At 64.2% G+C, this 21,729-nt stretch carries 11 protein-coding genes and 1 pseudogene; all 12 read right to left on the reverse strand.

Annotated elements, in window-relative coordinates; translation table 11 throughout:
• Positions 1-166: 166 nt before the first annotated feature.
• Positions 167-568: a hypothetical protein gene (locus GO999_RS19360; protein WP_211907126.1), complete on the reverse strand. Its 402-nt coding sequence runs from the start codon at positions 566-568 to the stop codon at positions 167-169.
• Positions 569-638: 70 nt separating this feature from the next.
• Positions 639-1,553, reverse strand: coding sequence for a PoNi-like cognate immunity protein (locus GO999_RS19365; RefSeq protein ID WP_081350319.1), 915 nt, complete (start codon positions 1,551-1,553; stop codon positions 639-641).
• A gap of 114 nt (positions 1,554-1,667) precedes the next feature.
• Entirely contained in the window at positions 1,668-1,817 is a 150-nt protein-coding gene (locus GO999_RS25120) for a hypothetical protein (RefSeq protein ID WP_111374528.1), read from the reverse strand.
• A 42-nt stretch (positions 1,818-1,859) separates the two neighbouring features.
• Positions 1,860-2,234 carry a hypothetical protein gene (locus GO999_RS19375; RefSeq protein WP_011004358.1) on the reverse strand — a complete coding sequence of 125 codons (375 nt, stop codon included), beginning with the start codon at positions 2,232-2,234 and terminating at the stop codon, positions 1,860-1,862.
• Positions 2,235-2,381: 147 nt separating this feature from the next.
• Entirely contained in the window at positions 2,382-3,296 is a 915-nt protein-coding gene (locus tag GO999_RS19380) for a PoNi-like cognate immunity protein (RefSeq protein ID WP_211907193.1), read from the reverse strand.
• Positions 3,296-5,920, reverse strand: a pseudogene (locus GO999_RS19385) (hemagglutinin repeat-containing protein); the annotation flags it as partial. The gene GO999_RS19380 and the pseudogene GO999_RS19385, both read right to left, overlap by 1 nt.
• Positions 5,921-5,940: 20 nt before the next feature.
• Complete coding sequence (locus GO999_RS19390) at positions 5,941-6,213, reverse strand: hypothetical protein (protein ID WP_173940863.1); 273 nt, start codon at positions 6,211-6,213, stop codon at positions 5,941-5,943.
• Between the two features lie 131 nt (positions 6,214-6,344).
• On the reverse strand, positions 6,345-9,164 hold the full coding sequence (locus GO999_RS19395) for a hemagglutinin repeat-containing protein (RefSeq protein WP_328517103.1): 2,820 nt from the start codon (positions 9,162-9,164) through the stop codon (positions 6,345-6,347).
• 52 nt (positions 9,165-9,216) lie between these two features.
• Positions 9,217-9,549, reverse strand: a complete 333-nt coding sequence (locus GO999_RS19400; RefSeq protein WP_211907128.1) for a DUF6572 domain-containing protein — start codon at positions 9,547-9,549, stop codon at positions 9,217-9,219.
• Between the two features lie 6 nt (positions 9,550-9,555).
• The gene (locus GO999_RS19405) at positions 9,556-19,053 is read right to left on the reverse strand and encodes a hemagglutinin repeat-containing protein (protein ID WP_249215121.1); all 9,498 of its coding nucleotides are present in this window, start codon (positions 19,051-19,053) and stop codon (positions 9,556-9,558) included.
• Positions 19,050-19,610 carry a protein-lysine palmitoyltransferase gene (locus GO999_RS19410; RefSeq protein ID WP_011004363.1) on the reverse strand — a complete coding sequence of 187 codons (561 nt, stop codon included), beginning with the start codon at positions 19,608-19,610 and terminating at the stop codon, positions 19,050-19,052. Before GO999_RS19410 ends, GO999_RS19405 begins: the two co-directional genes overlap by 4 nt.
• Positions 19,611-19,618: 8 nt before the next feature.
• Positions 19,619-21,355 carry a ShlB/FhaC/HecB family hemolysin secretion/activation protein gene (locus tag GO999_RS19415; protein WP_011004364.1) on the reverse strand — a complete coding sequence of 579 codons (1,737 nt, stop codon included), beginning with the start codon at positions 21,353-21,355 and terminating at the stop codon, positions 19,619-19,621.
• Between the last annotated feature and the right edge of the window lie 374 nt (positions 21,356-21,729).

The raw sequence follows: 21,729 nt of genomic DNA on the forward strand, positions 1-21,729 counted from the left end.
CAGCGGCCGATGCTCGGTCAGTCGATTCGTCGGGCTGCTGTCTGCCGATTCCTGCGGGGTAGTTTGGCAGGAAGAAGCCGGTGCGGGTGTGGAGATTTGTGTCGCTGCGCGGGAATCCACCAAACTCTGCCGGGCGTCTCAATTGACTCTGAATGCCTACGGCCGCTCAAAAATTTGAAAGAACAGTCAACCCTGCCCGATCTCTAATCGCATAAACCTTCTCGTTCTCAAATGCAACGATGAAGTATGCAGGACTTACGTCAATCAGCCTTGAGATGAATTCATGCATCTCTGAACTGCACGCAGCATAGCGGCTCATAACATAATAAAACTCTGCCCTAATCCCAATGATCCAGTCCTTCGCAAAATCCGCCCCCTCTGTAAGGGGATGCATGCGATCCGGATCCGTCACGACCTTTGCGACAACACACATATTTGAAGCCGGAAGACCACCCCGAATTTCGCCGTCATCTTCCTGCGTCACGAACAGTCCCATCGCGAGCAAGATATTTTTCATTTCCTGCCAAGTTAAGCGATTTTCCACCTCTACACAGATGGCAATAGACAAATCACCCTCTTAAATTCAGTGAATTTCGTGAAGTTCTCACCCTAAAGAACATCATCGGCACGAGCCACCGCTACAACTTCCCAAACAAGCGGGACAGCCAGCCGGACCGTTTCACAACATCGGCTGTCCCACCGGCTTCCCCGCTGCCGCCTCCTTCTGGCGCGGGACGCGAAGGATGCGTGGTCGGCGCATCGGCATGCAGCAAATCCCCTGGATAATTCGGATGCCCCAAACAAAGGCTGTCGTCAATACCAAATACTCTCACTGCCGCGACGGCTTCCACACACCAGCGCCCAAAATAAGCGCCTCCTTCGAAATTCTGGTCGCCGTATCGATGCCAATAGGGCCTGTCATACATCGCTGTCTGCTCAGACAACCCTTGCTTGGGCGGCCAGTCCAGTTCGACATACCAATTGTTGACGAACGCGAAAAGCGGTTCAGCTTGTTCGTCACGCGGCGCATTCACTGCGTCCAATAACCGTCGATACGGTTGCGGGTGGCACAACCGTGTGCCGATCTGGCGCCCCGCCTGCCGAGAAGCAATGACGCGGTCCAGCAGTTCGTCCTCCCCTTCGTTTCCGATCAATTGGAGAAGACGATTCCACAGGTCATCTGGAATATCCAGTACCAGAGCAAGGCCCACCAGCCAGAAACACACAATGTAGTGGTCCAGATTCACAGCCCACGCATGACGGGTGTACTGCTGCTTCTCCGTCCAAACTGACTTCCCGAGACGCTCCGCCTCTTCCCACGCGTCCAGCAGCGGGGGGAAATACCGAGTGATCTGCGAAACAGCGTCACCTCGCGAGTAGCGACGCAACATCTGATGCCAGTACCCCTTTGCAAGATTGAAGAGATATTGGGGCTCGTAGCTCGCATCTCCCGCCGCAGTCTTCAGGGAATCGTGGACCGCTTGGAAGCGATCCTCTGCGTACTCAACCCATTCGTCCCAATATGCTTGGTCTCCACACGCCGAACGAATCAACCGCCACCTCCAATAATCTTCGAAGCCTGTGCTGGGTTAGGAATGAACTTGCCGCTCTTATCCAAGACACCGACGGTGACCTGACCAAAGGGATCCGTATGCACGAACCACTTTTCAACTCTTCCAGAGCGCAAAGTAGTCGACGCTGTCTGCCACCTGTTGGTTACCGCTCACGGATTCCAATATTCGATCATAGCCAGTATCGTCATACTGACCGAATAGGTCGATCGAGTAGTGTTTCAGGCTGAGTTCACGTGGCGACATGGGCGACGCGGGTAGCGGCTTGCCTGTGCGCGTATCCGGCTGTCAAGGTGCGCCGCACCCTGGCGAGGATTGGCTATAGCACGTTCCCATGTAGCGATAGCCCTTCCCGAGCATGCAGCGTTGCCATCTGTGATGAAGGCGGGAATATGCAGCATTCTCCTTTTCGCCGGAACGCTGTTCTGCCTTGATCTCAGCAGCAGTAAAAAGAGGAGCGTGGTTACTGTCTCCTCCCCCGCAGCTTTCCGAATCCCGGCGCCGCATCTCAGATGTCACACTGGGCTTCTCCCATTCCTCTATGTAAGGCTTCAGGTCTTTTCCAGCGGAGGGATCACCATTCATCCAGAATCCGCCAATTCCACAGCCGTTTAGCAATAACGTTGCGCAGAAAATCGCGGCGACAGAATTCGGATTCTTCATTTTTCAGCCTTAAGTAGGATAGAGATTGCATTCCACACAGGAGAGGGCAACTGCTCTGACATGGCAAACGACGCTGATTCGACGCCTGCCCGATCCAATCCTTCGTGGAGTTCCCCCCCCAAAGACCATCATCGGCATGAACAACCGCTACGACTTCCCAAACAAGCGGGATAGCCAGCCGGACCTTTTCACAACATCGGCTGTCCCACCGGCTTCCCCACTGCCGATTCCTTCCGGCGCGGGACGCGAAGGATGCGTGGTCGGCGCATCGGCATGCAGCAAATCCCCTGGATAATTCGGATGTCCCAGACAAAGGCTGTCGTCAATACCAAATGCTTTCACCGCCGCGACGGCTTCCACACACCAGCGCCCAAAATAAGCGCCTCCTTCGAAATTCTGGTCGCCGTATCGATGCCAATAGGGCCTGTCATACATCGCTGTCTGCTCAGACAACCCTTTCTTGGGCGGCCTGTCCAGTTCGGCATACCATTTTTCGACAAAGGCAAACAATGATTTCCCCTGTTCAGTTTTCGGTGCATTGACTGCATCCAATAACCGCTGATATGGCTTCGGATGACAAAGCTTCTCACCGACCCGCCTACCAGACTGGCGAGACGCAATAATACGATCCAGCAATACATCCTCGCCTTCATTTCCGATCAATGCAATCAAGCGCCTCCATTGGCCATCCGGAATATTTAGCGCTAGCGCCAACCCCACAAGCCAGAAACAAACTATATAGTGATCTAAATTAACGCCCCATGCATGGCGGGTATATTGTTGCTCTTCCGTCCAAACATCTTTTCCAAGGAGCTCGGATTTCTCCCATGCATCAATTAGCGTGAGAAAATAGTTTTCCAACTCCAAAACAGAGTCACCTCGCGAGTATCTTCGCAGCATCTGCTCATAATTCTCCCTGGCGATCTCATAGACGTATTGAGGCCGATAGCCTGGATTACGGGATGGCTCCTTTGCGCGATTGATCATCTCCGCAATACGAGCGTCGCCGTAGTCGACCCACTTGTTCCAGTAAGCCACATCGCCCAGATTTTCTCTGACCATCATTTTGATCCTAGAATTTTCGATGCCTTGACGGGATCGGGGAGAAATTTCCCGTTCTTATCCAGCACACCTACGGTGACGTTTCCGAAGGGATCTGTATGGACCAGCCACTTCTCAACTCGCCCGGCATCAAATGCATCCATAAATTTTCCTGCCTCAACCCTATCACCACTCAATGAATCGAGAACACGACTCTTGCCTGTTTTCGCTCCTGCAATCCAATCATCACTCATCTGCAAACCATCTGCTGGATTACCCAGCTTAGATGAGCCAAATTTGTATTCTACGACTACGTAATCCACACCCGGCTTATTGACCTTGTAGAGATCATCAATGCCGGCTTCACCAACGCCTGGGGTTCGACCAATTTTCTGAGCATCCGGCAGTAGCTGCTTAACCTTTTCGCCACCCAGCATGTCACCCACAATACTCTTCTGCGGATTGCTAAGGCTCCGGAAGTCCATCAGAGGCTTGCCGTCTGCGGCGAACAAGCCGCCGTTCGCAAGCAGGCGATCGAACTTCGCAGCACCGGACAGCGTTTCCATCATGTCGGTGCCAAGACGGACACCCACTGATGCCAGCTTGGTCGCCCCCTTTGCAACCCCGCCCACGCCAGTCACAACACTACCCACCTGCCACAGCAGCCCACCCAGGTCCTTGCCCAGCTGTTCCGCATTCGCATCCCCACCCTCATTGAGGGCCTTGCTCATGCGGTCGATCTTCGCATCCAGCTCCGTGAACAACGCATCGCCCAGTTGCTGCCGGGCATCCGGGCTGCTGATCAGTTGCTTCAGCCCCTTCAGCCCCTCAATCGGGTGCGCCAGGAATTCCGCCACGCCCTTGACGTCGTTCCAGCCCGACTCCGCCAGCCCCTTGCCGATGCCCGTGGTGGTCAGCACATCCTGCTTGGTCGAGATATAGGCCCACTTGCTGGCCACCTTCAACTGCTCCAGCGTCGACTTCGCGTTGGACAGCTCCTTCTTCATCTGCACGATCTGCTGCGTCGCCAGCCAGTTGTTATCAACCGCAGCGATGGCGCCGTTGGTGGCCGTGGTGGCATCCGCGCCGCTCATGGCGGCGATGCCGGTCACCAGGCTGGTGATGAGATTGCGCTTGCCCTCGCGCTGCGTGGCCGTCTCGTCCGGGCTGGTTTCGCTGAACAGGCCGGTCAACAAGCTGCTCGCCGCCGCACCCAGCGCACCTGAGCCGCAACTTTGACTGCTCGCCGCCGCACCCGCGCAAGCGACGATCGCATGCAACGCGGCGTGGGCCGGGCTGCCTTCGACCAGCGTGCCGTCCGCGACCAGCTTGCCGATGTAGCTCGCCCCCTGCTGCTGCACATAGTTGACCACCATGTTCTGGGCGAACTGTGCCGTGCTGCCCGTCACGTTGCCGCCAACGCCGGCCATCAGCGCCGAGGTGATCTGGCGATAGGTGCCACCCGCGCCCCACTTGTCATTGATCGCTTGCGCTTCCGAGCGCAGCGCCGAGGCCTGGTCGCGCAGTGCAAGACGCTGCTCGTCGGTCAGGCCATTGCTGGGGTCGGCTGCCTTTGCGTCCGCATCCTTGGCCTGAGCGTTCTTCTGGTCGACTTCCTTGGCGCGGTTGCTCAGGAACGTTCCAGCCTCCCGCTGCAACGCGCCAACGATCTCGAACCCCGCCTGAATCTCCTTCTCATTAAAGATCGGCTTGAGCGCATTGCTGCTATCCCGCTCGGTGCTGACGTTCCGGTTGACGCTCGCCACCGTCTGCTCGCCGTCCTTGCCCGTCAGCGCCTGCTGCTTCGCATCGTCCGTGATGTGGATCGCGCCGCCGCTGATGCCGCTGCCCGTCACGCTGCTGCCGCTGCCCGAGGCGCCCATCACGACCGGTGGCGTGGCGCTCCAGTTGCCGCTGGTCGGCACGTTGCTGCCCGGCACCTTGTCGCCGCCCGTTGTGGCCTGGCCCTGCTGGTTGGTGCCCACGCCACCGGCCGTGGTGTTGCCACCGCCACCGCTGCCGCCACCGACCGGCATCATGCCGCCGCCACCGTAGCTGTAGCCCCCGCCGATGCCGATGCTGCTCGCGCTGTACTCCGCCCGGTTGTGGATCTCGCTCTGCGTCAGCGTCGCCGTCGTCAGGCTGTTGACCCCGTCCTGCACCGCCTTGTCTGTGCTGGCGATCACCGCGCCCTTCAGGTCGGTGTTGCCGTGCACATTGACCTGGAAGCCGCGATCGCCCGCCTTGATGCCCGACTGCTCGGTCACGCTGGCGAAGTCGCTGTCGATCTTCTGCTGACTGAAGTTGGCGCTGCCCGAGAAGCCAAAGCCCACCGTCACGCTACCGCCGATCGACTGGTCCTTGGTGTGGTACGTGCTCGTGTCTTGCAGGCTTTCGATGTTCAGGTCGCCGCCCACGTTGGCCACTACCTGCTTGCCGGTGGCGACCGCGCCCTTCAGGTTCGTGTTGCCGCCCGATTCCAGTGTCAGCGTGTTGCCGGCCGATACGTGCGTGTTGGTCCAGCTCACGTCCGAGCCCTCGCCCTTGCCGCGCGAGGCGCTCGCGTTGGCCGTCACGCCGAAGGCCGCGCCGTTGGAGTTCAAGCTGATCGCCACGCCGAACCCGCCGCTCATGCTGCTAGACGCGCCCCTTCAGATCGGTGTTGTTAGGGTGCTCCGCACGCTGGTGACGACTGGCTATAGCACTCTCCGGTGTACCGATAGCCCTTCTTGAGCATGCAGCGTTGCCATTCATGATGCAATCGGGAATACGTAACGTTGTCTTTTTCTCCCGGGCGCTGTGCGGCCTTGACTTTTTCCTGGCTGAAACCTGGCGCGTATTTACCATAACCGCCACCACAACTCTCCGAGTCCCGATCACGCATTTCTGATGTCGCTCCTTGCTTCTCCCATTTCTCAATGTAGGGCTTGGGATGCATCAATTTCTCGTACGCCTCACGATCACAATAGAACGCAGGTGTCTGCGGTCCACAGATGTGCCCGTTACCAATGGTGCAGCCCGATGTAATCAATACAACTGCCATCATTGCTAGTTTCAGCCTCATAGCTACTACCTCGCGGCTTTCAAAAAAACAGAAATCGCATTCCACACCGAAGGCGGAAGATATTCCGCCATCGCAAACGGACTGGATGTCACGATCGCGCCAGTAGCGCTCCACGTATCTTGTGCCTTAACCACGGAGGCGGGTCGCCCTCGGGTCGCATTGCCTTGGTCATCATACAAACCACTGAGCTTGCCGCCGATCAGATCGTGTGTACCGGCAAACGATTCGATCAGCTTGTCTTGCCAGCTTCCAGCTTCGTATGGAACGCCGAATAGCGTGCCCTTCACGCCTTGAATACCGCCCGTTGTACCCCCGAGCTTCTTACCCTCATCAGTTTGCAAGAATGCGTCTAGTGTCATCTTGGCTGCTTTGGGATCAAACTGCACCTGCCCTTTTTCGTTGAGAGCCAGTTGTGTCTTGCCATTGGCGTCCAAGATCGGTTGTTCATTCGTGTCTCGCAACACCTTGCACCGAGCATTATCGGCTCCGCAAAGACCATCCAAATCCCACCGCGTCCCGCCCACCTTGTGGCCATCCCCGCGCACGCCAGCACTCTCCGCCGACAGATTGTCGTAAGTCGTCGTGCCATCCGTCACGCCCGCAAACTTGGCGGAGTCCTTGATCATCAAGCTGCGCATCTCATCTGCAGCGGCAGAGAGACCTTCCTTGGTGACCGCGGCAGTCCCCACGCCAGTGACCGCGCCGACAAGGATGTTCATGACACGCTCTTGCAACTTGAGATCATCGAGCTTGCCTTGCACGGCGCTGCGCTCTTCCTCCGTGGTGGCTTTCTTCATCTGCGCGATCAGTTCGCCGCGATTTTTCTCAACATAGTTGCTCACGGCTTGGCCCGCCTGCTGGCTGAAGGCTAGGGTGATCTGCATCTGGGCGTTGATTTCCTTCTGCACCTTGTCGGCATCAAAAATCTTGGCGATACCAGTTTCCGCGTCTCCCGTGCGCACAGCGGTGTTGCCCGCAATGCCGGAGATGCCGGATGTCGTTGTGCTGCTCGCGCTGCCGCTGTCCTGCCCCACGCCCGCTCCGGTTGGCGAGATGCGGCCACCCTTGACATCCTTGCCGCCGCTGAGCGTCATACCGATGCTGCTCGCGCTGTACTCCGCCCGGTTGTGAATCTCGCTCTGCGTCAGCGTCGCCGTCGTCAGGCTGTTGACCCCGTCCTGCACCGCCTTGTCGGTGCTGGCGATCACCGCGCCCTTCAGGTCGGTGTTGCCGTGCACATTGACCTGGAAGCCGCGATCGCCCGCCTTGATGCCCGACTGCTCGGTCACGCTGGCGAAATCGCTGTCGATCTTCTGCTGACTGAAGTTCGCGCTGCCCGAGAAGCCAAAGCCCACCGTCACGCTACCGCCGATCGACTGGTCCTTGGTGTGGTACGTGCTCGTGTCTTGCAGGCTTTCGATGTTCAGGTCGCCGCCCACGTTGGCCACCACCTGCTTGCCGGTGGCAACCGCCCCCTTCAGGTTCGTGCTGCCGCCCGATTCCAGCGTCAGCGTGTTGCCCGCCGACACGTGCGTGTTGGTCCAGCTCACGTCCGAGCCCTCGCCCTTGCCGCGCGAGGCGCTCGCGTTGGCCGTCACGCCGAAGGCCGCGCCGTTGGAACCCAGGCTCACCGCCACGCCCACCCCGCCGCTCACGCTGCTGCTCGAGCGGTGCATCTCGCTCGCGTTGCGCGCGGCCAGCAGGTCGATGTCGCCATCGGCCTTCAGGCTCACGTCCCCGCCGCCCTTGATGTCGCTGCCCTGCACCGTCAGCGTCGAATCCTGCCCCGCGCCCGTGGCCTGGATGCTGACATTGCCGCCCGCCGCCACCTGCGAGCCCGCCGCCTGCGTCGCGTCCTGCGTCGTCTTGCTCTGGCTCTTGCTCCCTCCCACCGTGATCGAGATGCTCACCCCGCCGCCCGACTTCGGATCGGCCGCCACCGCATCCGCCGCGTTCTTGCCGGCCAATGCGGTCGTCGCACCGGCCAGCACCTTCATCCGCCCGTCCGACGTCTGCCCTGCCGCACGGCCCATCTGCTGCGCCGTCTGGATCGCCGCGATCACCGGCGCCGTCACCGCCACCGTCAGGCCCGACTGCTTGAACTGCGTCTCCTGCGTGCTATGCGTGGTCTCCTGCGCTTCCAGGATGTCGACCTTCTTGGCCTGGATGGTGATGTCGCCCTGCGGCGCTACCACGTTGCTGCCCACCTGCTGGTAGTGGTTGCCCGCCCCGATCGCCACATTGCCGTTGGTCGAACCCACCGTGGACGCCGCCGCCGTGGTGCGCGCGTCCTGGTTGTCCTGGCTCTGCTGCTGGGTGCCGATCGTGAAGCCGATGCCGCCCGAGCTGAACAGCCCCGACTTCTTCTCCTCCCGGAAATGCCGCTCCGTGGTCGAATTGGTCGCCGCATCAATGTTGACGTCGTGCTTGGCGATCAGCGTCGTCCCATCGGTCGACACCACGTTGCTGCCCTTCACGTTGATGTCGTTGCCCGCCTGCACGTACGTCGTGTTGCCCGAGAACGTCGTGCCCTGCGTCGTGGTCTCCGACAGCGTGTTGCGCGTCGTGATCGTCTTCTTCGAGAACCAGCTGCTGCTGCCCTTGAACTGGTGCGCCTCGTCCACCTCGCGCGTGGTCTGCGCCGCGCCCAGGTTGACGTTGTTGCCCGCCGTCGCCACCAGCGCGCCCTGCTCGCTCGTCACCGAGGCGCCCCGCGCGTTCAGGTCGTTGCCCGCCGAGAGCCGCAAGTCACCAGTGGTCTGGATCGATGAGCCGACCTCCTGCTGCGTGCTGTCCTTGCGCCAGTTCTTGCTGTTCCACGCCAGCGACGCGAATCAGCACTCCCGAGCCTAGACCTGCTAGCCGATCATCTCTCCCTCAAGGAGCAAATGAATATCTCAACTCCACTCCAGAAGCTTCCAGAATACGCTTTGCTGCAACGAAAAAATCTTTCGCACTCTCGTTATTCATCTCATATTTTGCAATTATTTCGATTACAAATCGCCTCCCTCTCGCAGAGGGAAACGCATCATATATCTCCCCACTCTCCACAAATCTCAGATAGCAGTTTATCTTTTCCTGCAACAGAAGCAGGTGTTCCTGCGCGCCACTTCCCCAATCGAGATGATCTGAGATACCCATAACGACAAGAGACAAGTCGTCGGAAGGCACTCCAATCATGTCAACCACATTTGAATCAACGATAGACATAAAACCTCAATTCTTAGGAGGCGTATTTGGCCTAACAATATCAATCTTCGTAGGTGGTATTACCGTACCACCAGGAAATCCTGGTTTCCCCTTACCTACAACAACAGCCCCTCCAGTTTCAATTTCAGGAAAGGCTATCTGTTGATTTTTCGTCAAGGGCGCAGTAGCCGAAGCCTTGCATTCTTGACACTCAATCTTTCCATTGTCGTCTCGCCCGATTATATCTATGCGAGTCTTTGTCCCACTCTGAGTCCGAACCGTAACCTGCTGTGCAGACTCTACCATTCTGCTTTGAAACTGCTGGTACTTCTCTGCCTCAAACGCGTCCCCGACGAATTTATTCTTCACAACTTGACTGACTGGTGGGACAGGAACGAATTCACTTTGCGTCGTCGCCAACCTTGGACCGCTCCCGCTCCCCGACGACCTGATCGCAGAACTACCTCCCCCACTAAACGCCATCGAACCAATCGCCGCTCGCATGAACTCCTTGGTCCCCACGATCTCCTGCGGGGTCATCAGGTTTTCCAACGCGGCCCGCTCAGCAACGGACATCCACAGCGAATTGAAATTGAGCGCCTCCTGATTGGACAAGTTGCCGGCCGAGGCCGCCTCCTTCAACTTCGCCAATGCGGCTTCAATATCCTTCCGTGTGACCTGGCCTTTCGGCTTGCGAAGGATTTCGCCAACGCTGATCGAAGCCTGCTGGACACGCTCCGTCGTACCCTTCACAAAGTTCGCAGCGTTATTCTCGGTCTCTATCTCAGCCGCCACCGTTGCTGCCACGGCGTTTCCGCCAAGCGCTGTGGTTGCCCCGCCCACGATCGTCGCGATGATGTTCTCACGGGCTTGCTTCTTCTCCGGCGTCAACGTCGCCGCCTGCTCTCCATTCAGGCTATCCAACAGATTATTGAGGACGACGCTCGCGGCGGCCCCTGCGGCACCTGCCCCACAACTTTGACTTTGAGCCGCAGCGCCGGCGCACGCAACAAGCCCTTGCAGCGCTGCGCGAGCCGGTTCGCTATCAAGAAGGTCCGCGATCCCCTTGACCTCCTGTGCTGCCAAGCCTTGCAAGTAGTATGCGGCGGCGCTCTGGAGCATGGCTCCGGACGAACCTGTCACGTTCCCGCCGGCCCCAGCCGTGATCGCGGTCAATACCAGCCGGCCGGTACCGCCCATCTCCCACGTTTCATTGTTACGCAAGGTCTGGGTCAACTGCGCAATCTTGGTCGCGTCCTGCTGGTCCGCCGGCTTCGCCTTCTCTGCATCGAGTGCCTTCTGCGCTTCCGTCGACTCCTTCGCCCGATTGCTCAGGAACGTCCCCGTCTCCCGCTGCAATGCACCTACGATCTCGAACCCGGCCTTGATCTCCTGCTCATTGAAGATCGGCTTGAGCGCATTGCTGCTATCCCGCTCGCTCGACACCCCCCGGTTGATACTCGCCACCGTCTGCTCAGCATCCTTTCCCGTCAGCGCCTGCTGCTTCGCGTCGTCCGTGATGTGGATCGCGCCGCCGCTGATGCCGCTGCCCGTCACGCTGCTGCCGCTGCCCGAGGCACCCATCACGATCGGCGGCGTGGCGCTCCAGCCGCCACTGCTCGGCAGGTTGCTGCCCGGCACTTTGTCGCCGCCCGTCGTGGCCTGGCCTTGCTGGTTGGTGCCCACGCCGCCCGCACTGGCGCCCTTGCCACCGCTGTCGTCGCTCTTGCCGCTGCCACCGCCAGAACTGTAGCCCCCGCCGATGCCGATACTGCTCGCGCTGTACTCCGCCCGGTTGTGAATCTCGCTCTGCGTCAGCGTCGCCGTCGTCAGGCTGTTGACCCCGTCCTGCACCGCCTTGTCGGTGCTGGCGATCACCGCGCCCTTCAGGTCGGTGTTGCCGCGCACGTTGACCTGGAAGCCCTTGTCGCCCGCCTTGATGCCCGACTGCTCCGTCACGCTGGCGAAGTCGCTGTCGATCTTCTGCTGACTGAAGTTGGCGCTGCCCGAGAAGCCAAAGCCCACCGTCACGCTGCCGCCGATCGACTGGTCCTTGGTGTGGTACGTGCTCGTGTCCTGCAGGCTTTCGATGTTCAGGTCGCCGCCCACGTTGGCCACCACCTGCTTGCCGGTGGCGACCGCGCCCTTCAGGTTCGTGTTGCCGCCCGATTCCAGTGTCAGCGTGTTGCCGGCCGATACGTGCGTGTTGGTCCAGCTCACGTCCGAGCCCTCGCCCTTGCCGCGCGAGGCGCTTGCGTTGGCCGTCACGCCGAAGGCCGCGCCGTTGGAGCCCAGGCTCACCGCCACGCCCACCCCGCCGCTCACGCTGCTGCTCGAGCGGTGCATCTCGCTCGCATTGCGCGCGGCCAGCAGGTCGATGTCGCCATCGGCCTTCAGGCTCACGTCCCCGCCGCCCTTGATGTCGCTGCCCTGCACCGTCAGCGTCGAATCCTGCCCCGCGCCCGTGGCCTGGATGCTGACGTTGCCGCCCGCCGCCACCTGCGAGCCCGCCGCCTGCGTCGCGTCCTGCGTCGTCTTGCTCTGGCTCTTGCTCCCACCCACCGTGATCGAGATGCTCACCCCGCCGCCCGACTTCGGATCGGCCGCCACCGCATCCGCCGCGTTCTTGCCAGCCAATGCCGTCGTCGCACCGGCCAGCACCTTCATCCGCCCGTCCGACGTCTGCCCTGCCGCACGGCCCATCTGCTGCGCCGTCTGGATCGCCGCGATCACCGGCGCCGTCACCGCCACCGTCAGGCCCGACTGCTTGAACTGCGTCTCCTGCGTGCTATGCGTGGTCTCCTGCGCTTCCAGGATGTCGACCTTCTTGGCCTGGATGGTGATGTCGCCCTGCGGCGCTACCACGTTGCTGCCCACCTGCTGGTAGTGGTTGCCCGCCCCGATCGCCACATTGCCGTTGGTCGAGCCCACCGTGGACGCCGCCGCCGTGGTGCGCGCGTCCTGGTTGTCCTGGCTCTGCTGCTGCGTGCCGATCGTGAAGCCGATGCCGCCCGAGCTGAACAGCCCCGACTTCTTCTCCTCCCGGAAATGCCGCTCGGTAGTCGAATTGGTCGCCGCATCAATGTTGACGTCGTGCTTGGCGATCAGCGTCGTCCCATCGGTCGACACCACGTTGCTGCCCTTCACGTTGATGTCGTTGCCCGCCTGCACGTACGTCGTGTTGCCCGAGAACGTCGTGCCCTGCGTCGTGGTCTCCGACAGCGTGTTGCGCGTCGTGATCGTCTTCTTCGAGAACCAGCTGCTGCTGCCCTTGAACTGGTGCGCCTCGTCCACCTCGCGCGTGGTCTGCGCCGCGTTCAGGTTGACGTTGTTGCCGGCGGTCGCCACCAGCGCGCCCTGCTCGCTCGTCACCGAGGCGCCGCGCGCGTTCAGGTCATTGCCCGCCGAGAGCCGCAAGTCACCAGTGGTCTGGATCGATGAGCCGACCTCCTGCTGCGTGCTGTCCTTGCGCCAGTTCTTGCTGTCCCACGCCAGCGACTGCGCGCTCGACGTGCCGACCGTGCCCAGGTTCAGGTCCCGCGCCGCGGCCACCACGGTCTGGCCGCCCGTGCTCGCGTTGCCGATCTGCGCGCCGGACAGCGTCAGATCGCGCCCGGCGGAAGCCACCAGCGTGCCGCCCGACGGCGCCGTCACATACAGGCCCGCAATGCGGCTGACGTTCGTGATGCTGCCCTGCGCGTTGCTGTTGCTGCGCGTGGTGCTGGCAACGTTCAGGTCGCGCCCGGCCATCGCGCTCAGGCTGTTGTTGGCATCGATGATGCCGCCCAGGTTGTCGAGGTCGGTGCGCGCGCGCACCGCCACGTCGCCGCCCGTGATGCGCCCGCCCAGGTTCTTCACGTTCTCCGCCGTGATCGACACCACGTCGCGCCCGGCGATGCTGCCCTGGTTCACCATGTCGCCCGACACGTTCAGGTTCACGCTCTGCCCCGCGATCAGCGCGCCCGAGCCGTCCAGGTCGCCCGGCTTCACGTGCACGTACACCTGCGGCACCAGCGCGCGCGTGGTCTGGCCGTTGGGCAGCGTCACCTCCTGCTCGACCAGCCAGACGATGTCGCTGGTCAGCTGCGCCATCTGCGCGGCCGTCAGCGCCACGCCCGGACGCAGGCCCCACGCCTTGGCATAGGTGACGCCGTTGTCAATCAGCGCGCGGTATTGCGCCTCATCGCTCGAATAGCCATCCAGGAAGCGCCGACCCGTCAGCTGCGCCACCTGCTCGCGCACCAGCATCTGCTCGTAGAAGCCATCCCCCAGGCGCTTCTGCGTCAGGGCCGGATCGACGCTCAGCTGCGTCAGCATGGTGTCCGACGACAGCCACGTGCGGTAGCTCGCGAAGCGCGGGTCCGTCTCGACCAGGTAACTGCCCCCCGGGTTCGGGTTCAGGCGGAACAGGCTGTTGTTGGGCAGCGTGGTGTTGACCCCGCCCGTGCGCACCACCAGCGACTGGCCGCCCGCGGCCGGCGTGACGGCCGCCACTTCCGTGATGGCGCTCACCGTCCGCCCGCCGCCGACGCTGCCGATGCCCGGCATCCCCTGCGTCACGGCGCCCACGGTCCGGCCCGCGCCGATGGATACGCTGGCCACCGCCGCGCTTTGCGCCCCCTGCGTCACGCTTCCCACAGTCAGGGTGCCGACCTGGGTCCCGCTGCCGCCGGGCGCGGTGTTGTCCTTGTAGACGGTGGGCGTGAGCCGGATGTCGCTGATCGCGTCGGGCGGGTTGTAGGCCGTGCTGCTGCTGCCGGTGTCGTCTCGCCCCTTCTTCTGGTGGCGCCAGTACGACGTGGCCGTGCCCGCGTCGGTCACGGTCTGCTGCCCCGTCACCTCGGTGTTCTGCAGCGAGCCGACATTGGCCGACAGCGTGCCGCCGGCGATGATCTGGCTCTTGTCGTTGAACAGCGTCCCCGCGTCGATCCGCATCGCGCCGGCCGAGGTGATCTTGCCGGGGTCGGAGCCGGTGATGACGGTCGCGCTGGTCGAGCGGTCGTACTCGTACTTGTGCCAGCTCTCGTAGTTGCCCTCGGGCGTGTGCAGGTGGTCCGACTCGTCGTTGTAGATGTAGACGTCAGGGTCCCCCGGCTTGTAGCGGTTGGCCGCCCCGTCGCCCTGGTACTCCACGATGTGCTGCGTGCCCTGCGACTGCACCCCCGTGCTGAAGTGCTCGTTGGTGTTGTTGATCCGGTTGGCCGCCAGCGCCAGGCTGCCGAGCGATTCGATCGACGCGCTGTTGTTGTTGACCGTGGCCGCCGCGCCCGTCGCGACCCGGTTGCTGTCCAGCGCACCGCCGATCGCCATGTCGCCGCCGCTGAAGATCAGCGCATGCTCGCGGTTGTTCAGGGTCTGCGCGCCGAGGTCGAGCCGGTTGCGCGCGGCGATGGTCGCCGCCGTGCCGTTCTCGACATCGTTGTTGACGGTGCCCGCCTGGATCGCCACGTGGTCGCCATAGATGCGGCCGGTGCCGAGGTTGTTGAGCGTGCCGGCGTCGATGTTGGTGTTGCCGCCGTCGATCAGCCCCCGGTTGGTGAGCGTGCCGGTGGCGGTGAGGTTGGTCGTGCCGGCGCTGATCTCGCCGCTGGCGGTGTTGTCGATGTTGCCCGCGGACACGGTGAGCGTGTTCCCGGCCTTCAGCCCCGACTGGTTGGTCAGCGTGCCGCTGGTCTTCACGGTGGCGTTGCCGTTGGCCTGCAGTTCGCCGGTGTTGGTGAAATCGCCGGCCAGGTTCAGGCTCAGGTCGCCTTGCGACAGGATGCGCCCATCGCCCGACAGGCCGGCGCTGTCCACGCCCAGCGATTTGCCGGCGATGAGCGTGCCGCCCGTGTTGGTGACACTTTGCGTCTTGTTGCCCGGATTGCGGTCCTGCACCTGCACGCTCTGGGCCGAGGAGATCAGGCCCTGGGCGTTGTTGAGCGCGCCGGAGCCGGTCAGCGTCAGCGCCTTGTCCGCGCGGATGGCGCCGCCCTGGTTGCTGATCTGGTCGGCCGTCAGCGCAACGTTCTGGCCCTCCAGCCCCTGGTTGGCGCCCTGGGTGCCGGTGTTGATCACCGACCCGGCGCGCACGTCGAGCGTGGCGCCCGAGCGCATCAGGCTACCGCTGTTGTCGACCACGCCCGAGCCGGCATCGGCCGTCACGTTGCCCATCGCCTGGATGGTGCCGCCCCGGTTGTCCAGACCCGTGCTGGTGAGCGCGATCGCCTTCGCGCCGCTGATCTGGCCGCCCTGCGCGTTGGTGATCTGCGCGGCGGTGGCGCTCAGGTCGCCGTTCGCGCCGATGAAGCCGGCGCTGTTGTCCAGGTTGCCGCTATGCAGCGTCACCTTGTCCTGGCCGAGAATGCCGCCCGTGGTGCCGGAATGCGTGTTGAGCAGCGTCTGGCCGTGGGTGTCGATCGTCAGCGCGCCGGCCGCCTGCAGCATGCCGGCGTCGTTGGTGAGCTGGCCGCTCTGCACATCCAGCAGGCCACGCGCGGCCACGGTGCCGCGGGTGTTGTCGAAGGCCTGCGCCCGGCTGTCGAGCCGCACGTCCTGGCCCGCCACCACGCCATCGGTATTGGCGATGCCGTTGCCGCTGAGGGTCAGCGCCTGCGCGGCCTCCACGCGGCCGCCCGCGTTGCTGACGCCGCCCTGGCTGGCCACAACGGCCGTACTGCCCTGCACCGAGCCGATGCGACCGCCCGCGTTGGCCACCGATGCCGCGTTGACCGATACGTCCCGGTTGGCCGCCAGCACCCCTTGCGTGTTGTCCACCGCGCCGCTCGCCTGCACTTGCAGCGCGTCGCCGGCGGTAAGCGTGCCGCCAGCGTTCGACAGCGAGGCCGCCGCGATCGTCGCCGCGCCGCCCGCGCCGATCTTGCCCTGGGCGCTGTTATCGATCTGGCCCGTCGCCGCGATGGCCAGGCCGGACGCGCCGGCCGCCTGCAGCGTGCCGCCCTGGTTGACCAGGCGCCCCGCCGCGATGGCCAGGTCGCCGTTGCCCGCGAGCGTGCCGCCGGTGTTGTCGAGCAGCGTCGTGGCCCGTACCGACGCCGCGCCGCCGCCGGTCTGCACCAGCTGGCCCGATCGATTGGACAGCACCGCCGTATCGACCTGCAGGCGCTCGGCCGTGGTCTGTGCGCCGTCGAGCGTGGCCGTCTGCGCGCGCAGCGCCAGCGTGCCATTGCTGGCGATCGTGCCGCGCGCGCCGTCGAGGGTCGTGGCGGTGATGGCCAGTGCCCCGGTGCCCGCGTGCTCGATGCGGCCGTCCACGTTGGTGAGTGTTGCCGCGCCAAGCGTCAGGTCCGAGCCGTTCGTCGCCAGGCGGCCGCCCGTGTTGTCGAAGCGCTCGGTGGCCTGGACGGACGCCGCGCCCGTGCCGGTCTGCAACAGCTGGCCCGAGCGGTTCGACAGCGTGGCCGCGTCGATCGTCAGGTTGCCGGCCGTGGTCTGCCCGCCATCGAGCGTGACGGACTGGGCGTTCAGCGTCAGCGCGCCGTTGCCCGAGATCGTGCCGCGCGCGCCATCGACGGTCGTGCCGGTGATGGCCAGCGTGCCGGTGCCCGCATGCGCGACCCGCCCGTCGGTGTTGACGAGCGTCGGCGCCTCGAGCGTGAGGTTCGGGCCGTTGGCGGTGATGAGGCCACCGGTGTTGTCGAGCGACGCGCTTGCCTGGATCGATGCGCCGCCCATGCCGGTCTGGCTGATCTGGCCGCTCCGGTTCGACAGCGTGCCGGCACGGATCTGCAGCGTGTCGGCCGAGGTCTGCCCCCCGTCGAGCGTGGCCGATTGCGCCGTCAGCTGCAGCGCGCCGTTGGTGCCGATGACGCCGCGCGCGCCGCTCAGGGTGCCCACGTTCATCGCCAGCGTGCCGGTGCCCGCATGCTCGATGCGGCCGCCGGTGTTGACCAGCGTTTGCGCGCCGAGCGACAGGTTGGCGCTGTTGGTCGCGATGCGCCCGCCGGTGTTGTCCAGCTGGCCGGGCAGTTGGATCGACAGGTCCGATGCGCCGGTCTGGACCAGTTGGCCCTGCGCGTTGGAGAGATCGTGCGCCGTCAGCGCCAGCCGATCGGCCGATGCGTTCGCGCCGTCGGTGCGCAGCGTGCCGGCCGCGTTCGCCGTCCAGGCCTGCGACGCCGAGAGCGTCGCGCGGCTCGCATCGAGATCGCCGCCGCTGGCCGTCAGCGTGATATTGCGCGCGGCGGTCCGGCTGTCGGCCAGGCGGATCGACGCGGCGCCCGCCGTCAGGTCCGCCCCCGCGAAGTTCTGGCCCTGGGCCTGGAGCTGCCCCGTCGCCGACAGCTGCAGCGCGCCGCTGCCGCTCACGGTGCCGTCACTGAGCAGGCCCGCGCCGAGCACGGAGCCGGCCTGGCTGTCGATCGTGCTCGCCGCGCCGGTTGCGGCGAGCGTCGTATTGCCCTGCGCCGCGATCACGCCGGTATTGACGACGTTGCCGCGCGTGGCGAGTTGCGTATCGCCCTGTGCGTAGACCGTGCCCGCGTTCGTGACGCCACCGTTGGTGTCAGCATGCACATTGCCGCTGGCCGTGATGCGGCCGCTGTTCTCCAGCCGGCCGTCGGCGGTGACGGTCACGTCGCCGGCCGAGGCGCCGATCTGCCCGGCATTGCGCACGCCCACGCCGGCCTCGGTGCCGACCAGCGTGATCTTGCCCGCGTACATGCCGCCCAGGCTCGCGACGTCGATGCCGTACGACGGCGCGGGGCCGGTCGCGGCAATGGCGGTGGTCTGGGCATGGTCGGCGCTGACCTCGTTGGCGCCCGCGCTGACCTTGAGCGTATTGGCCCAGATGCCGGCATTGACCTGAACCGAGCGCGCGATGATGTCGGTGTAGTCCGCGCGGCTGGTGTCCAGGCCGCCGCCCGTGATGCTGACGGTGCCGTTCTGCACGCGGTAGCCGTCGAGGTTGCCGCCGTTGAGGATCGGCGTGCCGGTCGTCAGCGTGACGCGGTTGGAGTTGATGAAGCCGCAGCCGTCGCAGCTGATGCCCGCCGGGTTGGCGATCACCACCTGCGCGCGGTCGCCGGCGACTTCCACGTAGCCCCGCAGCCGGCTCGGGTTGCTCGAGTTGACTTCGTTCAGGATCACCCGCGCCGTGCCGGTGGCCAGCCACGGGTTGCCCTGCACCCAGCCGCCGAGCTGCGTCTGCGTACTGGTGCGGGCGTTGTTGAGAACGGCGCCCTGCTGGTTGACGTCGAACTGGCCGTAGGTGTTGCGCGACACGCCGCCCGCGCTGGGCGTCTGAATGTTGACCAGCGGCACGCCGTTGGCGGCATTGAGCACGGTCGGCTGCTGGCCGCGCGGCGCGCCGGGGTCCGCCACGATCTGCGCCTGCGCCAGGCTGCCGACCAGCCCGAACGCCAGCAGGATCGAGAAGCACAGCGGCCGCACCGTGGCCAGCACGCTGCCGGCGCGCGGCGCATCGCTGGTGCCGGTCTGCTTGCCGTCGCCGGCGACGTTCTCCGCCACCGCCATCAGCAGGCCGCGCGTCTTGTTGAATACGATCCGGTAGAGGTGCTTGTTCATGATTGGGATTCCGGGAGATGCGACGTGCCGGCAGCGTGGGCGGCCAGGGGCAGGAGAGGAGGGTTGAGCGCGGACCACGCGCGGGCTTCTTCGGCCATCACGCCGATGCCGTGGAAGTCCATGACCCGCAGGCCGCGGTCATTGCCGCGGTGGTAAAGCGCGCGCACGCAGCGCGTGGCGAACAGGCGCGCCATCAGCTGGCGGGCGCACCGCGTATGTCCGAACGGCGCGATCCAGTCGAGGATCCAGGTGCGCTCGCCGCTGGCCCAATCGGCCTCGGGCATGGTGATGGGCGGATTGGCCAGATAGCGGCGCTCGGCCTCCGGGCTCAGGCCCGCCCAGATCAGGAAGAACACCGGCTTGCCATGCTCGGTCGCCAGCACGAACTGCCGCTGCTTGATGGCCGGCAGCAGCAGCGCCGACAAGGCATGCAGCGGCACGTCGCGGTGCGAGGCCGAATGCATCCACAGCCAGACCGCCGAGCCCAGCACCTCTGCCTCGTTGCAGGGTGTCTCAAGCAGGCCGGGCGCGATGACATCGAGGGTGTCGAATCGCATGCGGCCTCCTAGTACGACCAGCTGACGTTGAAACCCGCCGTGGTATGCGCGGTCCGGAAGCCCTCGGGCTTGCTGAGCGGCGTGCCGATGAAGACGTCCCAGAACAGCCCTTTGTAGCCGCCGCGCAGGCCCAGCACGGCACCGGCCAGGTGCTGCCCGATCAGCACGCGCGCGGATTGCCCGCCGACCTCGCCGTAATCCACGCCCACATAGAGCTCCTGACCGCTATTGCCGAGCGTCCAGCCGAGGTCGTTGCGCACCAGCCAGCCGCGATCGCCGATCAGCGTGTTCTCGCCGTCGAAGCCGCGCACGGTGTAGCGCCCGCCGATGGAGAAGCGGTCTTGCGGCACCAGCGGCGTGCGGTTCCACTGGCCGCGCCACGCGGTCGTGTAGCGCAGCCGCTGCGACGCGACGGCGAACGGCACCGTCAGTTGCGCATCCGCCGTGATCAGCGACGGGCGGGCGGTGCCCTCGTCGAACGACTCCTCCGGCGCCGGCAGCGACGACAGCATCCCCGTGCCCTTGCGGTACGCCACGTTCGCGTCGAGCGTGGCGGCGCCGATGAACTCGCGGTGGTTCAGGCCGATTTCCCAGCCGGCCATGCGGCGGCGCTGCACCTCGACCTCGGTGTCGTCGATGAAGTTGGCGGAACTGCGCACCCAGCCGCGCACATAGGCGCTGGTCTTGCGCACGGCGTCGCGGTAGAACAGCCGCGACAGGCGCACCTCGCTGTTCTCGCTGGTGCCGCTGTAGATGTAGGTCTGGTTGGCCCCGACGACCGACTGGTAGTAGTCGTAGCTGCTGGTGGTGAAGCCGAGCAGCCAGTAGTCGTACGGCACCTCGTAGTGGACGGTGTAGCCGCGCGTGCCCTTGCTGCCGCTGTAGCCGCCGCCCAGGTCATGATTGAAGCTGGCGTAGAACAGGTCGTTGAGCGTCCACCAGTGGTCGTACGACACCGTGACGCTGCCCTGGTATTTGCCGGTGTACTTGCTGCCGGAATCGTCGGCGGCCACGTTCAGGCGGAACGGCAGGCCCTGCTTCCAGGCGATCACCAGATCGCTCTCGCCGGGCGTGGCGCCAGGGCCGTCGGCGGGGGCGATCTGGATGTCGGCATCGGCCGTGGGCACGCGCTTGAAGTTCTCCAGCCCCTGCTCGATATCGCGCAGGTTGAGGATGTCGCCGGGCGCGGCCGGCAGCGCATTCCACCGGGTGGCGCGCGGACTGCTGTCGTCCGAGAAGCGGATGGCGCGGATGCGCCCCGGCACCAGCGTCAGGGCAAGCGTGCCCTGCTTCAGGTCCTGTGGCGCGGCCAGGACGCGCGTGGTCACGTAACCGCGCGCGACGATGGCGTTCTGCACGCGCTTCATCACCAGGTTGATGCCGGCGGTGCCCAGGCACCGGCCGGTGGCCGGATCGTCCGACGGATCGGCCGCAGGCAGCGCCCACTGGAAGCGCTCGGCGGCGTCCCCCGTCAGCGTGATGCGGTCGATGCGGAAGCACGGCGACTCGTCCGCCGGGAGGCGGCCGGTCTCGGCGGCCACCCCGCGCTCCAGCCGCACGTCCGGCTTGGACTCCTGCCGCTGGCGCAGCGCGCGTTCACGTTCCTGCTGCCGCAACAGTTCCTGCGTGGCATCTTCGGCCGGCGCGATCTGCGCCAAGGCCATGGACATCGGCAGCAGGCAAGCGCCGAGCCATACGAAACGTTTGCCGCCCCCCAGGCGGCAAACCGAACTTCCCCTTCCCATTACAGCGCATCCTCTTTTTTCACTGCGTGCGAACAGGCGCCGGCCGCGCGATACCGGATCGCGTGGCTCCACAGTGTGTATTGGATTGAATGGACAAGCGTCTCGGACCAGAGCGGCAATCTGCCTGGCCGGCCGCGCCGTCATTGGACGCAGCAGCGCTTTTGGGGGCGGATTTTAGCGACGCATGCGCCGCATGACTATGTAGAGATTTTGAAGTGTGACTTCAACAGCTCTCATGTCTTATCTGAGAGACATGAAGATCGCGCTACCCGGATACCCGCCAAGCCCGCAGCCCGGCCAGCCCCGCCTCCGTCAGCGTCCGGGAATGCTGTTGCCGCACCCGCCAGCCCAGCGCCAGGCAACGCTCTGCCGGC

Origin of the sequence: Ralstonia nicotianae (assembly GCF_018243235.1) — a bacterium.
Lineage (GTDB): Bacteria > Pseudomonadota > Gammaproteobacteria > Burkholderiales > Burkholderiaceae > Ralstonia > Ralstonia nicotianae.

Coding starts and splice junctions, on each gene's coding strand:
- GO999_RS25120 (WP_111374528.1), bottom strand. CDS start 1,817: ATGTCGCCACGTGAACTCAGCCTGAAACACTACTCGATCGACCTATTC.
- GO999_RS19375 (WP_011004358.1), bottom strand. CDS start 2,234: ATGAAGAATCCGAATTCTGTCGCCGCGATTTTCTGCGCAACGTTATTG.
- GO999_RS19380 (WP_211907193.1), bottom strand. CDS start 3,296: ATGGTCAGAGAAAATCTGGGCGATGTGGCTTACTGGAACAAGTGGGTC.
- GO999_RS19390 (WP_173940863.1), bottom strand. CDS start 6,213: ATGCATCCCAAGCCCTACATTGAGAAATGGGAGAAGCAAGGAGCGACA.
- GO999_RS19400 (WP_211907128.1), bottom strand. CDS start 9,549: ATGTCTATCGTTGATTCAAATGTGGTTGACATGATTGGAGTGCCTTCC.
- GO999_RS19405 (WP_249215121.1), bottom strand. CDS start 19,053: ATGAACAAGCACCTCTACCGGATCGTATTCAACAAGACGCGCGGCCTG.
- GO999_RS19410 (WP_011004363.1), bottom strand. CDS start 19,610: ATGCGATTCGACACCCTCGATGTCATCGCGCCCGGCCTGCTTGAGACA.
- GO999_RS19415 (WP_011004364.1), bottom strand. CDS start 21,355: ATGGGAAGGGGAAGTTCGGTTTGCCGCCTGGGGGGCGGCAAACGTTTC.